12 protein-coding genes are annotated in these 16,179 nt (G+C 36.3%); all 12 read right to left on the bottom strand.

What is annotated here, in order from left to right; genetic code table 11:
- Window positions 1-10: 10 nt before the first annotated feature.
- The 12 genes from C4S54_RS11630 to C4S54_RS11580 all read right to left on the bottom strand — a co-directional run bounded on the left by C4S54_RS11630 (window position 11) and on the right by C4S54_RS11580 (window position 16,172).
- Window positions 11-334 (bottom strand): zf-HC2 domain-containing protein, encoded by a 324-nt coding sequence (locus C4S54_RS11630; protein WP_160110756.1) that lies wholly within the window; start codon window positions 332-334, stop codon window positions 11-13.
- Window positions 335-371: 37 nt separating this feature from the next.
- On the bottom strand, window positions 372-2,333 hold the full coding sequence (locus C4S54_RS11625; RefSeq protein ID WP_103869690.1) for a bifunctional diguanylate cyclase/phosphodiesterase: 1,962 nt from the start codon (window positions 2,331-2,333) through the stop codon (window positions 372-374).
- Window positions 2,330-3,094, bottom strand: coding sequence for a response regulator (locus C4S54_RS11620; RefSeq protein WP_022775514.1), 765 nt, complete (start codon window positions 3,092-3,094; stop codon window positions 2,330-2,332). Before C4S54_RS11620 ends, C4S54_RS11625 begins: the two co-directional genes overlap by 4 nt.
- Window positions 3,094-6,876 carry an EAL domain-containing protein gene (locus tag C4S54_RS11615; RefSeq protein ID WP_103869689.1) on the bottom strand — a complete coding sequence of 1,261 codons (3,783 nt, stop codon included), beginning with the start codon at window positions 6,874-6,876 and terminating at the stop codon, window positions 3,094-3,096. Before C4S54_RS11615 ends, C4S54_RS11620 begins: the two co-directional genes overlap by 1 nt.
- A 124-nt stretch (window positions 6,877-7,000) precedes the next feature.
- Window positions 7,001-7,231 carry a hypothetical protein gene (locus C4S54_RS15875; protein WP_146059993.1) on the bottom strand — a complete coding sequence of 77 codons (231 nt, stop codon included), beginning with the start codon at window positions 7,229-7,231 and terminating at the stop codon, window positions 7,001-7,003.
- A gap of 79 nt (window positions 7,232-7,310) precedes the next feature.
- Window positions 7,311-9,236 carry an asparagine synthase-related protein gene (locus tag C4S54_RS11610; RefSeq protein WP_103869688.1) on the bottom strand — a complete coding sequence of 642 codons (1,926 nt, stop codon included), beginning with the start codon at window positions 9,234-9,236 and terminating at the stop codon, window positions 7,311-7,313.
- A gap of 8 nt (window positions 9,237-9,244) precedes the next feature.
- Window positions 9,245-10,162, bottom strand: a complete 918-nt coding sequence (locus C4S54_RS11605; protein ID WP_103869687.1) for a hypothetical protein — start codon at window positions 10,160-10,162, stop codon at window positions 9,245-9,247.
- Window positions 10,128-11,138 carry a glycosyltransferase family 2 protein gene (locus tag C4S54_RS11600; RefSeq protein WP_103869686.1) on the bottom strand — a complete coding sequence of 337 codons (1,011 nt, stop codon included), beginning with the start codon at window positions 11,136-11,138 and terminating at the stop codon, window positions 10,128-10,130. The genes C4S54_RS11605 and C4S54_RS11600 overlap by 35 nt, the downstream gene beginning before the upstream one ends.
- 38 nt (window positions 11,139-11,176) lie before the next feature.
- Window positions 11,177-12,670: a glycosyltransferase family 39 protein gene (locus C4S54_RS11595; protein ID WP_103869685.1), complete on the bottom strand. Its 1,494-nt coding sequence runs from the start codon at window positions 12,668-12,670 to the stop codon at window positions 11,177-11,179.
- A gap of 9 nt (window positions 12,671-12,679) precedes the next feature.
- The gene (locus tag C4S54_RS11590) at window positions 12,680-14,191 is read right to left on the bottom strand and encodes a glycosyltransferase family 39 protein (protein WP_103869684.1); all 1,512 of its coding nucleotides are present in this window, start codon (window positions 14,189-14,191) and stop codon (window positions 12,680-12,682) included.
- A gap of 17 nt (window positions 14,192-14,208) precedes the next feature.
- Entirely contained in the window at window positions 14,209-15,150 is a 942-nt protein-coding gene (locus C4S54_RS11585) for a glycosyltransferase family 2 protein (RefSeq protein WP_160110755.1), read from the bottom strand.
- The gene (locus C4S54_RS11580) at window positions 15,150-16,172 is read right to left on the bottom strand and encodes a glycosyltransferase family 2 protein (RefSeq protein ID WP_103869682.1); all 1,023 of its coding nucleotides are present in this window, start codon (window positions 16,170-16,172) and stop codon (window positions 15,150-15,152) included. The genes C4S54_RS11585 and C4S54_RS11580 overlap by 1 nt, the downstream gene beginning before the upstream one ends.
- Between the last annotated feature and the right edge of the window lie 7 nt (window positions 16,173-16,179).

The raw sequence follows: 16,179 nt of genomic DNA, 5'->3' as shown, positions 1-16,179 counted from the left end.
AAAATAATAGTTATAACGCAAAGGCAAGGACCGATACTGTCACCACAAGAACAACGACCGCCAGCTCCAAAAGTATGCTGAGTAAAAAGAGATTTCTTCTGAATTTCAGTCGTTTTTTGGCGTCCTTAATAAGGATAAGAAGTTCCTGTTTGAGGTTAAAGGTATTGCCGTCCTCAAGCCTCTGCATACCGGTCTTCACAAGAAACTGTATAGTAAGCTCCTCCTTACATTCAGGACAGTTGTCTATGTGCTCGATAAATTCAGCCAGGTCCTTATTATCAAGGTCATCGTCTAAAAATAATGGAATTAATTTTTCAGCCTCTTTGCATGTCATAATAATAAAATACAATAATTTGAAGCTTAATTCCACTTTAAATTTCTGTTGCATCTCCCAGTGCAACCCTATCGTAATCCCAGAACCTGACCTGTATCTCATTTTTGGAAAGTGGTGCAGACAAATATTTGCCCGACATATAATCACCACCCACCTGCATGATCTTATCAAAATATATCTTATTATCCACACCACCTATGAGGATTTTTTTACCAAGCTGCGTGAGCATATCTGTTCTGGCTTTCATAATGATATCGCCCTGTTTTACCATATCGGGATCCAAAAAACGCCATGCACTCATGATGACGCCATCAAATTTTTCCATGGCATCCAGAGTAATCCTTGATGAATCTTTTCCATAATTACCAAGGAAGAGCCTTATTCCGGTATCATAAAACTCATTTACAACATACCTTAAATTATCCTCCGACATCTCTGCCATGGTATCACTTATGTCAAAGGCAATGAGCCCCGGATCAACATTGTACTTAACAAGAAGCTCCTTTACAGTTGTGACCAGATTTTTATTTAGGACCTTAGCTGCCATGATGTGGATAATGACAAAATCAATACTCATATATCCCTTATTAACATCATTTCCAAGGAATTTGATTACAGATTCGATCATTCTTATTTCAAGTTCTTCCGCAAAACCAGTTCTCTCTGCAATTGGCATGAACTCTCTGAAATTCACTTCTCCAAGCTCATCATCCTCAAGCTTTAATAGTGCCTGGGCCGCTTTTATGCAGCCACATCTTTTGCCATAGATCGGCTGATAATATACATGAAACTTGTTCTCTGATATTCCCTGTGATATAGCCTTCTCAACTTCTATTGTCCTTAAAAGAAATTCCAGATTTCTGCCTTTAATAATTCTCCCATACTCATCAGCATCAAGAGGTGCCTCCGATAAAAGAACTATGTCATCGGCAAATTTAAACTCCTCAGGATAACCGGCAAGAAGAATTGTCGCGTTTACCTTTGTTTCACCTTTTTCAGTAAAAAAGCCTTCCTCAAATCTTCTACTGATAAGCTCTGCCAGATCATTTACTTTTTTATCATCAGCATCCGGAACTATAATAAAAAAGTTAGCATCTCCATTTCTATATACATTCAGGTAATTGTTGATACCATGTATTGTTGCAACTATTTCAGTAAGTATCCTGTCAAAGCTGTCTACGCCCATGATTCTTCTATAATTTTCCGCATTGTCTATCCTTATGCAGATTATCTTAAAGCTTCGTTTCATGCCTATGATATTTCCAAGGTCCTGCAAAAGAGCTATCCTGTTATAGGCTTTTGTTATAGAATCCAGTCTTTCATCTTCTTTTTCAATCATTACCATAAGGCCCATAAGACCGATAGCTTCGCATAATATTTCACACATAACCCATGGAAAGGCCAGCTGTATCATTATTCCCACAAATGTGAGCCCCAAAAAATATGCCATAGCCGCTATCTTGGTATAGTTCACAGTTTTCCAGAATTTAAACAACATGATCACGCAGTTTATGAAATATAAAAGAGTTATGAAATATGCGATATAGATACCAATTTCTTTTTTGACAACGTTATTTCCATCTATGGTAAACATAAAATTGGTAAGTGGATTAGTCAGTAATGCCAGTTCAACAAATAATAAAGGCAAAAGAATAACTCTTTTCCTGAGTTTTCCATACCTGAATAAGACATCGCAAACGAATGACATGTAATACAAAAAAATAACTACTGTGCTAAAGTGGGTGAAATAATAAAACAGATTAAGAAAATAGCAGATAACATATTTGATATTATGGGGAATAAATGCATTCTCAAAAACATAAGAAGACAGAAGTCCCGAAACAGAATCAGCAAACACAATGTATAAAAGTATCAAAAAAAGTCTTCTTCTGATACTTTTTTTAGTCTTCAGAACAGTCGTATAAAATATGCAGGTAATACTGATAATAGCCGCAGCAATCCTAAAGCTTGCAGCTCCAAGCAGATTCATTTCCATCATTTTTTCTTCCCGGAATCAAAGAAATCTTCAAGGGTCTTTAAAAGTTTCTCTTTGGTTATGGACTTCAAAAGGTAATCGACCGGTTTTAATGATATTACGCTGGTAACAGATTCTCTGTCATTTTTACCTGTAAGGAACATAACCGGGGTGGAGCTGGAAAAACTCTCACTTTTTAGCATTTCCATTACCTTAGGTCCGTCCAGTATTGGCATGTCATAATCAAGTAAGATGAGATCTGCATGGTTATTGGCAAGCCAAGCAACCGCCTGGGTTCCGGAATTAGCCATTCCAACCCTGTATGTATCCTTTAACACTTCCCTTGTCATCTGAAGGAATGTAAGATCATCATCTATGATAAGGATGCACTTTCTCCTCTGCTGTTCAAACTCATCATCCGTAGCGGTCATTACCTTGGACATGAGATCTGCCATATCAAGGGGTCTGTACACTTCGAAAGCTATGTCCTCTTTAGGAATAAATCTGTGCGCAAACTTAAATGCCTCATCTTCGCCAATAATAAGGACTACCTTATTCTCTTCCACACATAAGTCTTTCAGATAAATAAAAGCATCACGATGATCCTCCACATCTGAGTCTGTATAGAGGATGATCAGATTTACATCGCGTGCATTCTCACTTAGCTGTTTGATTGAATAATCTGAGTCTTTTACCTGAAAATGCGCCTGTAAAAGGTTATTTTTGATTGCATTGACCATAAAGGTCTCACTTTTTCTTACCAGCAGGATTTTTTTATTGAACATTACTTGTTCTCCCTGTTATCTAGCCTGTCTGTTACGATTTGTTTTATGCCATCCCAATCAAGCTTATAAGCCAGTTCACCTATTTTCTTAATTATATCATTATCAATGCCGCTTATACTATATTTATTAACTGTATCAAGTACATATGCTAACGTATCGTAGTCTAGAACAGCACAAACTTCCAGTATGGTACTGTATGCATCCATAAGCTGATTTTCAGAAATAGGCGGCTTATCGACATCATCTCCTTCAGAACCGGCTATTTCCTGTACTCCCATAAGCTCATGCTCAACGATATGATACAGATTTAAAAGCTCTGGCGTAAACTCATCTATAGTATTTATATCTTCACTGTTACCGGCATCCTCCAGCATTTTAGCCATATTTGACAGATTTGTTGCCCCTATAGTCCTGCTGGTACTCTTAAGTGAATGCACGTAGCTTGTATAATCCTTGATATTTCCCGACTCATAGGCACCATAAATATTGTCTCTTGTAAAGTTTATCGAATCGTAATATACCTTTAATATATTCAGATAACTCTCAAGACTTCCGCAGTTCTTAAGTCCCTCTTTGTAATCGATTTCCTTAAACACTCCCTCGAAAGGATTGTTGTCCCCAACGGATTTCTCTTCATAGTCATTGCTCTTTTTTTCGTTTTCTCCGGCTGTAACCTTGTCCTTGGGCAAAAACTTCATGATAAGTTCTTCAAGTTTTTCGCTTTCAATAGGCTTTGAAAGGTAGTCTTCAAAGCCTTCCTGCAGGAAGTTCTCCCTGGCACCTGATATGGCATTTGCCGTCAGAATGATAACCGGCGTGTCCTTATTCTTACTATCATCATCCTCTTTCATGGCCTTAAGTGTCTCTATACCATCCATCTGCGGCATACGGTAATCCATAAAGATAATGTCATACTTTTCAAGGCGCTGCTTTTCAAGGCATTCAGCACCGCTCCTTGCAGATTCAATCTGAATCCTAGTGTTTTTAAGAAGCTCTCTAATGACAACATGATTCATAGGAGTGTCATCTACCACAAGAATCCTTGCATTAGGTGCCACGAATTTTTCATGATATTCTTTATTCTTCATGGTCTTGGCTATTCGTGCCTTAAAATCTCCTATCTGAGAATTGCTTCTTATTCCCTGTGGAATTGTGATTATAAAGGTAGTTCCGACTCCATATTCACTCTCAACATCTATTGTTCCATCCATAAGTTCAATAAGTGAATGGGTAATAGCAAGTCCTAGCCCACTTCCTTCAATTGTCCTGTTTTTATCAACGTCCAGCCTTTTGAACTTATCAAAAAGTGAATCCATCTCCTCAGGTTTTATGCCTATACCGGTGTCTTTTACCTTAAGAACAAGAAGAATCCCCTTCTCCTGTTCTATTCCATTGAGTGAAAGCGTGATTTTGCCCTCTTGAGTGTATTTTACTGCGTTGTTTAAGATATTCACCATTACCTGGCGGATTCTCATCTCATCACCAAAGAGCTTGTCAGGAATTGTTTCGTCAATGTCAAACTGCAGTTTTAGAGCTTTTTGCTGTGCCTTAAGATTAACCATATTAAAGACATCATTAAGTACTGAAGACAGATCATACTCTGCTTCATTGATTTCCATACTCCCCGACTCTATCTTGGAAAAATCAAGAATATCATTTATAAGGGAAAGGAGAGTCCTTCCAGCACTTTCTATGTTTTGAGCATACTCGATGATCTTTTCATCTTTACACTCACGAAGAATGACTTCGTTCATGCCAAGAACTGCATTGATAGGAGTTCTGATCTCATGAGACATATTTGCAAGGAAATTACTTTTGGCTTCACTTGCCGCTTTTGCTCTTCTCTCCTCCATCTTTGCAAGCTCTGTTGCCCGCAGGATAGCAATAAACTCATTTCTTGAAGACGCCTGTGAAAAATACATTCCCTGGAAATAATCAACATCTATTCCGCTTGCAAATTCCATAAGATTTGCGTCATCAACATGGCTTATAAGTATGTCTTTTCCCATCTCTTTTACCATCTTGATACGGTTCTCCAAGATAATCCTGGTCTGCTCATTTGTAAATGCCGCATACATATGGGCAGCATTCATAACAACCCCTTCAAAAAGAGGTGACGCAGAACTCTGATTGGTAAAAAAGCCGCTGCCATAGTTCTCAATACCAAACCTTATACCCATATCCACAAGCTCTTTTATTACATTGCCCATTATATTTTCATCAGAAGTCACTGCGGATTCAGTAAGGTTAAAAATAACCCTCCTTGGATTTACTCCATATTTTGCTATCAGTGCTTTTACATTGTCTACAAAGTCAGTCCTTATAACCTGCACGGCAGAGAGGTTTATTATAATAAACTCAAGTCCCATCTCCTCAGTGATACCGCCTCCAAGGAAATAAAAAACCTCCTCAATATTGAGCCAGCCAAGCCTTTCAATTAGGCCTGTTTCCTCAGCTATTGGCATAAACTCCGACTTATCTATATATCCGAGCTCATCATCAGTAAACTCAAGCTCAGCCCTCGCACCGTAGATAATAAGGCCATCCTTGGAGTAGATAGGCATATAAGAGACTTTAAACTTGCCTTCTTCAATACCTCTTTTTACCGCAATCTCAACCTTGGCCCTTCTCAAAATAAAATCAAGGTCATTTTGTGAATAAATCCTGTCAGGCTCTTTTTCAAATGCAGAATCGGACAAAAGAAGGAGGTATCCGATATTTCCAAACTGATCGGGCGAATATGCGCGGATTATGCATGCCTTTAACAGGAAACTGCTGCTTTGCCTTAGCCACTCTCGCTGAAACCTGTCAAATACCTGCTTTGAGACTCTTCCCGCCTCAATTTCAGAGGTATCAGGACAGATCAAAAAGAAACAGTCGTTGCTAACTCTGTAAACTTCATATTTGGGACTGATACTGCTTAAGAATTTCACAACCATGAAAAGGACTTTTTCGTACTCTTCATAGCCTGCTATTTTCCTGTAAACATCGCCATTTTGGATTCGGACACATATGGTATAAAAATGTCTGTTGTATCTAAAATATATGCCAACATCATGCAAAAAAGCATTTCTGTTATAGCCCCAGGTAGAAATATCGATCCTGTCCTCATCATTTTCAAACATGATCATAAGGCCCAATAGCCCTATCGCCTCACACATAAGCTCACATCTGACATTGAAAAAGATCATCTGGATAAGCGTACCGGCTATAACTAGAATAAAGAAATACCCAATGGCAAATCTTTTCATCCTGTTAAAAACATTCCAGTACAAAACCATGGCAACTATAGAAAACATCACATAGAAGGCACTGACCAGATAGGCGATATATACTCCAATGCCTCTGTGAAAGACTATGTTTTCATCTACACTATAAACAAGGTTTGTGAATGGATTTACAGCCACCATAAGTTCCATGAGAGCAAAAGGAAATGCAAGTAAAAAGCGCGCTCTTCCAGAAAATCTAAAAGAGACTCCGCATGAAATAATGATGTATAAAGCAAGGATTGGGGCAATGGCAAAATGCGTAAAGAAATACAGATACTGAAAGACATGAAAACAAAAGAGCTTTACTCCATAAGAAAGCCCTGAATAAACAACCACTTCGCAAAGTATGCCTGTAAGAGAATCTATAATAACGATCAATATGAGAGACATGAAAAGCCTGTTACTGAACTTTATCCTTGTCCTCATCATCAATGTATATAGAACACAGGTCATACTTATGACTAGCGCAGCAAGATTAAAGGTTATGCTGCCAATGTTCTGGGCACTGATCATAGGATCTCCTAGTGTGCTTTTTCATACACTTTTTATCATTGTAACACACACCAAGGGATAGCTATAGTTAAAAAAGAATAAACAAAAAGACCAGACAAAAGCCTGGTCATATAGCAATCAATCATTATGAAGTGAATCCAGCCGGATCTGGAGTTGGAGTTGGATCCGGAGTTGGTGTAGGTGTTGGTGTTGGTGTTGGTGTTGGTGTTGGTGTTGGTTCTGAATTTCCTCCGCCCCATCCTGAGATTTTCCCGTCTCCTATATAGCCGCCATCCCATTGAAAATCAAGTACCCATTTATGTGCTGTTTCAGAAATATCAAGGCAATTTAGCTCTGCTGCTTCCCATTTTTTCATTTTTAATTCCTCCAAATAAGAACAATTACTATTTACATTGCTATATTATCAATACACTATGGCCATGTAAACAAATCTATCATAACTGTAACATTTTAAATCTTGCATATATATAGACAATAATCAAATAGAGATATTCAATCTCATTTTCTTTATTAAAGTCCCTTTTTTCCTTTAGAAATGGCTGTATCTCTTCCATGTTGATAGAGCCTTCCACATTAACATCCTTAAATGTATCCTCCAATATATCAAGGATTGAATCTTTACTATCAGATAATCTAAATATCCAATCAGCGCTCTGAATACCTGTTTTATCAATTGGGTACAAAATGCAGCGCGGTAGCAATCCTTCCATGAATCCTCTAATCAGATACCGAGGGATGCCATTATACGATAAATACTCAAAGGGAAAAGAAAGAACAAAATCAATAATATCACTGTCCCTTGTAGGATCTCTTATCACCATTCCGGTATATAGTCCGAGTTTTGTTTCCATAGCACCTATGTAAGAAAGAGCCGGTAGTGTATATACTTCATCCTTCATTTTATCTACAGTAATAATTGGCGGATCTTGAACAAGTAACATTCCAGAGTTATTTCTTTTTGCTAAACTATAGTCGTTAAGTAAGCTGGAATTAACAAAATGATTTAAATCATTTTTCTCAATTTCCGTTTGAAAATGAACCTTATTCTTTTGTGCCATAAGCCTGTTAATTTCAATACCAAAAGCCTTTTTTCTACTAAATCCAGACGCTTTACAAAAATTATTAAAATACTTAAACGCCGTCAGGTAGTGCTTTTTGCTGCAAAGATAGTTAATTGCAGCATCTATATCACCAAATGAAACTGTAGAATTACCGGTCTGACCATTTAAAAAGACCTTACATCCTTTTTCACTAGCTGATTTATATATTTCTAAAAGTAACGGCAGATTGGCAAATGCCTTGAATGGGATTTCCATAATATCAATAATTTCATCAATATAATCAAAACATCCTTCTCCACCATTATCAGTAAAAGTCGTCTCAATATTCGGATACATCTCTGATATTGCTTTTACAAAATAAGATTCATCGGTTATCTGTCTCTTGGGGTAATATGAAGAGACATTATAGTGAGGAACATAAGTATAAGAATATAGTTTTTTATTCTCTTTACCAAGTATAGGCGCCGACATTGCTGCTACAGATGAGGAATCAAAACCTCCGCTAAGAGCAATAGCAACATCTTTATTTGTTCTTACTGCTCTTTTGGTAGCATTATTATATGTAAATAAAAATATATCTTTTAACTTATTTATATCTTTGGAAAGGTTATTCTGTTTTGGACTATAGTATCTGTTAATACTTAAATGATCTCTTGTGATACTTACACTACAGCCTGCTTCCACCATATATATTCCATTCCAAGGGGTTTCATTGGAAGAAATATTCGGCATGATTCCCGGCAAAATCAGGAAGTCTTTCATATACATCTCATTTACTGAAATATCTTTAAAAAGCTTCCTGATGGGGGAAATGAGGGTAGAAAATGTGATACTGTTATCCTTTTTATAATAATACAGACACCTGCTTGATGTTCTATCAGTACATATAAAGAGCTTCTCTTCTGAAGCGTCATAAACTGCTATAGAGTAAATTCCCTTAATATACTTAACAAAATCATATCCCCATTTTTCATAAGCAGCACATATCATTTTGCCATCAGGAATCTTATCTATATCGTCCCCCAAAAAACCAGCCTGCGTTAATTCCAGATATAATTCCTCTCTGTTGTCAAGAACTACATCCGCAACAATTACAGTATCCCTGCCTTCAAGAGTATAAGGCATCTGCTCGTACTCATCTTCCGGATTTATATGTAAAAGTCCTGCTCCTATAATAGAGTTCTTATAATGTATTTCCCTTATTCTGTCTAACTTACATTTTCTGTTGTACTCATCTGCCATAGAGGATACTGATGAAGATTTCTTTCCAAACTCTATGTTTCCCCAAATTGCTGACATATTTCCCCCTATTCCAAAAACAAATTCTTTATACTCTCGCTCATGGATTCAACCGAATTTGTCCCGATTGGCCTTAAAATAACATACACCGGGCATTTACCTGCTGCTTTAAGACACAGATCAAGAAAATTTTTTTCTTTTTCCCACTCGCCAGTCATTTTATGCATAAAAATATTATTTTTAAAAGCTATAAACTGATCAAAACCTGATAGTTCGTGGACTTCTACATTATCTACCATGGCAGGAACAATGTAGATCATTCCCCTGAGTTTTTTAGGTTCGTTAACGAAGTGTTTTTTTACAGGGACAAGGAATTTATCTTTATTCTCATCAATATATAGCATCCCAGACTTGTCCAGATCATTAGCTTCAATTTCATTTCTGCACAGTTTTTGATAAGGGAATGTAGGATGAACATATATGTTCTCGTTAAAAGATATTGCTGCTATATCATCAGCCATAAATCCAAATCCTTCATCCAGCAATTTCCTTGTCAACGTGGATTTCCCTGCACCTGATTCACCGACAATAAGCAGAGCTTCTCCATCCCCGTAATCGTTAGGGACACACACCGCGCTGCAATGAATTGCAAGTATCCTTTTTTGAAGTAAAGCCATACTAAGACAATAGCCCAAAATAAATGGAATAATATCTTTTTCTCCGGCTCCATCCTTGATTTCATAAAAGATATCAGTTCCATACTTTACCAAAAAGTATCCCCATGGATTTCTAAAGCACGATACTTCAAATGAAACCAGATAGTTTACTCCTGTATTTTCAAGCCTTTCATTTACTTCATCCCCAATGACTTCTCTTTTTATCCTTATAATGTCTTTCTCATCATAAGAATGATCATCTGCGGGTATGAGATAGGAAAACTCCATGTCAGATTCAATAATCTGCCCGTAAATCCTGTACTTTCTCATTTTTCTTAACCTTTTTGCATAAATTTTGAATAAAACCGTATAGTTGAAAATTTAAACAGAACAAAGACAACCTGATTTTATTTTTTATGTCCACATACGAGATAAGTTTTTTGGCCACTTTACGATATTGGGTATAATGGCATTTTATTGCTTCTTTTATTTCACTGTTTTTAGCCATGCTCTTCCACAGTAAAAGCCATCTTGTTGCTACACCAAATCTAAAAAGTGCATACTCATAATAACCTTTATCAAGCAAATACCAGATCATCTCCAATACAGCTTCAGATGCATCCAATGTTTTGATTGAAATGTCATTCCTGACAATGCTGTTTTTAGTCAAAACCTGATGATATAAGCTCTCATCCAAAACATAAAACTTAGATGCTTTTTCAAGTATCAGTGGCATGATATATTCATCTTCAGAATTTTTGCCAACAGGAAATCTTATGTTATCAAAGACTTTTCTTTTATAAAGCTTCCCCCACGCAACACACCAAAGGTATGAATTTTCAATATACATCAAAGAGAGCAGTCCTTCTTTGGTTATCACTTTATTTTTTGCATAATCAGGCAAGTGATTTTCATATTCAAGGGCTCCGTCTTCAAAATATCTTGAATACTTGCAAATGCAAACATCAGAATCTGTTTCTTTAATAGCTCTGAGTAAATCGGCAAGAGCTTCCTTTTCAAGATAATCATCACTATCCAGAAAAAATATATAATCGCCTCTGCAAATATCCAATCCGGCATTCCTTGCCGCACTAAGTCCCAAGTTAGGCTGATGAATAACTATACAGTTAGAATGTTGCTTTCTATAATCATCGATTATGTATGAACTCCCATCCGTACTTCCATCATCAACAATTATTATCTCTGCTTGAACGCTCTGCTCATCTATACTTGAAAAACATCTTTGTAAACACTCTTTCCTGTTATAAACGGGAATAATGACAGAAATCAATTCATTCTTCATCATTTATTGTTGTCTCTCATCATCTTTTAATTTGAAAACTGTTATCTGTTAACAAGATAATAGAAATTCATTCCGTCTTCGTACAATAATTCATTATCGAAATCTGCTATAAGTTCCTCTCTTCCCTCATCGAGATTGACAACTAATATAAAATCTTCATTCTGCTCATTTATATATTTCTCTGCATTTTCCGGATCAATAAATTCATAGCTGTCCGTATTCATAAGAATCACAAAGTCATAAAGAATTTTCCAGTTAACATCGACACACACCAAAGTCTTTTTATCAGTCGCAATTTCAATCGCCTTCTGCTGATCCGAATCTATATAATCCATCGGTACTGTGAAATTCCTGCTTGCCAGATTGAATATACTTATAACACAGAAAACAGCTATAACAACATACTCTGAAATCATTCCTGTTCTTAACTTGTTTATAAAGAAGCGTATTACAATATATGAAGCTATAATAAATATCCAGCTTACTGGCATTATGTACCTTGTTGTTATCTTTGGACAGATTTTTCCAACTACAACTACATAAAAACAGCCACATAAAAACATAAAAAATGTAAAATCAGGCGCTATGTCCTTTTTTAAGATCTTGTAAATCAAAAATCCAAGCCCCAGTATTATAAAAAATATGCCAAGTCCGGCGAAAGCTTCAGAGTCAATTATAGAAAACATTCCCACCATTCCTGAGAGCAATCCGCCAAGATTTGTAGCCTTACTGATTGCTTCTTCGCCTCTGTAACCATTAAATATATGGGCAAGGATATGGTACCAGGCAAGTCCATAACAAATTCCTGCAATTCCAATACCTACGATATAATTTCTTACGCAATTTTTGTCTTTGGCCGCAAGAAGCTTGATTCCATAAATAAGGCACATAAAAAAAGCTATGAAAATAAAATAATACTGTGTAAACATACCCAAAAACAGGGTAATACCAAGCTTTATCAGAAATGGCTTATCAGGTTTTTTATCCCAGTTTTTCTCAAAAACATACATCAGTAAGACAACAAAAAAAGTAAATTGGGCATACATTCTTATCAAAAGCATAGTGTCAAAGAACACAACAGATGATGCATAGGCTAAAAGAGCTCCTGCTGCAGCAAGAGTATTTCCAAATATATCCTTTAACAGTTTATACAGAATTATCAAGGTCAGGATCATCCAGAAAATGTTAATGGCAACCCCATACCACTTACTGAATGTCCCGGAAAACAGAGAACATACAGTGTGGACAAGAATATAATAAAATGGTGGATGAACATCTTTTGCCTGATTATCCCAGGTATTTGCATAATTAAATCTATTATTCGCATCAACCGTCATAAAATCTTCAAACGGTCCCATTCCCTGATAAATTTTTCCAATTTCAAAAGAAGGATTGATACCACCAATGTTATTCGCAAGGCCATAAGTCCATATTTCATCACAGTGGTAATTCACTTTCTTTATTCCAAGCAAAATAACTACAACCCCTGCAAAAATAATGATAAGCATCAGCAATGCTTTTTCTATGTTTTTCATATTTCCCCCTTAATCAAGCTTATATAAAATAAGCTCTTCTGTTCCATTTGAATATTCTACCGGCTCTGTCATGACAACAGAATAGAAAGTATCCAAAATCTTCTGAATAACAACATCACCATTTTTTACAAGCACAATCCATTTAGGTTTATTTATTTCATACTCATGGAATAACAATTCAGTATAATTATCACTGTAGCTTGCCTGCCAGTCCTGCATAACAAAAAATCTGTTTGCAGGAGTAATGTCCATATCCAGATAGAACCAGGGATTGGTTCCATAGCCAATGACACTGTTTCTGTCTTCAGCCGGTATATTCTCAACAAATTCTATCAATTGATCATATTTTATAGTTTCTGCTGAAGTACCACTTGCAAACTTTTCATGATGTCTATAGAGCTTTATAAGTTCTTTAGAAGTAAAAACAACCGTTATAAGCAGAACAGCCAGCAGCACAAGACCAGTTACTCTTTTTTTAACACTTTGAAATCCCTGCCCCTTTTCGCTATGCATATGTAATTTTGTTAATTCATATACAGCTATCACAAGATAAGGATAAGTGATCATGGCATAATGACCGAAATTATTGATATTTGCAAGCAAAAACTCTGTTGCTGCTCCTATCGCTATATAAACACTTCCGTCAAAATATTTCTTATCACACATGAAAATGATTCCAAGCATGATCAACGCGTAGCTACCAATTTGCCTGCCTGCTCCTCTTATTATGGTCATAACACTTCCACTGGATGCTGATGCATAAGCAAAATTATAAAGTATTGTCCCGTACCAGTAATCATAGTTTGATCCCTTTATGGCAAAGTAAACAGTAAAAGGAAGTATCAATAATGCTGCGCCACAGATAAAGGCCAACGCATTAGCAATAAAATTGTTGAATTTCTTATTGGCTAATAAATAGATACAGATAAAGAAGACTATCACACATATCGCAATAGAATTGGTAAGTCTTGACATCATACTAAAGCCAAATGTAATACCATATATAAACGCATAGAGAGGCTTGTGTTCTTTATTCCCTTTATTTTTCTCTTCAAGCCATGTAACATAGCAGCACAGACTTAATAGAATCAATGGGTTAACATACTCTTCGCATAAGTTTCCAAATTCATAACAGCATATAAATGGCAACAATAAAGCGTTAGAAATAATTAATGAATTTCTTGGGGGAAAAATTTTAGAAAATAGTTCAAACACTACAAGTTCTGTAAAGAACATGAATAGTACCTGAATACAGAACACTCCATACTTATTTCCTGTAATTGCATATCCCAACATATCGATAAAAAATATAACAGGGCCTTTTTGATCAAAAAGCTCAGTATAAGGGATGTGACCACGTCCCCATTCCTTGCCTATCAGCTGAAATAAGCCGGAGTCCCACCCCTTATAATATGGGTACAACGGGCTCGTAGTTGCTGATGCAATAAGCACAATTAGAAAAGCTGCCACTAACATTACAAGTACATATAAACTCTTTTTTCCAATAGAAAACTCTTTCACAACAATTCCCCCTCAAATTATCTTGAAGCTATTATTTTCATACCAAACATAATATATTTACACTTTGCTCCCAGACTGTTCCCAGGTGTTATTACCATGTGTCGCAAAGCCTTATAGTACCTGCTTTTATAGTACCCTCGACACTCCCTGTCAAAAAACGCCCAGTCATTATATATGTAGTAGCAGAATGCCTTCTCTGCCAGTGCCAGGAGAACATTATTTTTAATTTCTCTGTAGAACTTCATATCCTCATCAAGCCAAAGCATTCTTAATTTCTGTTCATCTAATGTATAATGCCTTTTGGTAGTCATAACACTGTTGGGACGATCTCTATACATATAGAGAGCATCAGGAATATAAGCTATTTTTTCGCACCTGAATGCTATCTCTCGTATTACCATTGCATCTTCCGCTATTCTGATATTGGGAAACATATTATCAACTATGATTTTCCTCTTATATATCTTCATACATGGGCCACAATACACGCCAAAGTTATTGTATACCCGTACCATATAGTCCTGTGTATTTTCGCAGAACCTATAGGATTCATCCGGCCTTGGATATATATATCCCTCCCCGTCTGTTCTGTTTCTGAAGAATCTGCATCCGGACATATCCGCATCATTTTTAATAAGAGTGTCCATGAGCTTTTCAATATATGTCTTTTCTACCCAATCGTCACCATCAACAAAAGCAATATATTCTCCGTGTGAATGAGCAAAACCATAGTTTCTTGAGTCACCCTGCCCTCCATTTTTTTTATGAAGTGCAACTACTCTGGAATCTTTCCCGGCCCATTCATCTATTTTTTTTCCACTGCTGTCCTTAGACCCATCATCTACAAGAATTACTTCTAGATTTTTATATGTCTGATCTAAAATGCTTTCCACGCAAGCATCAATATATTCCTCAATGTTGTAAATCGGAATAATTATACTGACTAGCCCCTCTCCCATCATTTCCTCCAGTTTGATTCATCAAGTTTTTTCATAATTTTATAGAATATAATAATAAGCAGATCAGCGCGGTGCCTGATAAGACTTATAATGAGTTTTTTTCTGATTCCAAGTTCTGCCAGTTTGATCGCATTTTGTAATGATCTGTTATTACATATACTCCGTATTTTTCTTCTCTTAACTCCAATACTAAGTTCTTTCTTGCAACTGATCTGCTTAAGATTTGTAGTAACAAGTTTTACGTACAGACTGCTAAACCTTATCAGTTGAGATTTGTTGTTTTCATATTGCCTGCAGTACGAAATCGCACATTTGTAAAACTTTGTTACAGAGTCAAAATAGCCGTCAACATATTTCGAAATAAGGCTCCCTGAACTTCTGACATAATAGGTATAATAGCAATTGTTGTTAACAACTATTTTTTTTGCAACTTTCAGCATTCTGGCCGCAAAGATAATATCTTCATATATTGGGTACTCAGGTAAAAAACGAAGATCATTATCTCTTATAAATTTAAGTTTATATAGCTTATTCCAAGGCGCATTGAATACTTCATGGTCAATAGTCCTTATCAGAAAATTATTAAAAAATTGTACATTATCACCTGCAAAGCCTTCATCAATGCAGTTTTCTATCCTCTCACCTGTATCCAGATTGTCATATAGAAAACAATACATGACCACATCAGCATCATGCTCCAGAGCAAGTTTTATATTATCTTCAATAAGCAGAGGACTTATTTCATCATCCACATCAAAGTAAACTATATAATCACCTGTAGCTCTGTCAGTACCTGCATTTCTTGCTGCACTAAGCCCTCGATTTTCCTGATGTATTACAACAAATCTCTCGTCTTTTTGGGCATAGCTGTCACACATTTGAGGGGTTCTATCCACACTGCCATCATCCACCAGAATAAACTCAGTATTCTTGTATGTCTGGCTTAACAGGCTCTTGCAGCACCTGTCTATATATTTTTCACCATTATATATTGGAACTATTACGCTTACTTTTTTATCCATTTTTCAT

It is taken from the genome of Butyrivibrio sp. Su6, from assembly GCF_900108105.1.
Classification (GTDB): domain Bacteria; phylum Bacillota; class Clostridia; order Lachnospirales; family Lachnospiraceae; genus Butyrivibrio.
The sequence above is the reverse complement of the archived record's forward strand: the minus strand, read 5'-3'. Positions and strand labels throughout refer to the sequence as shown.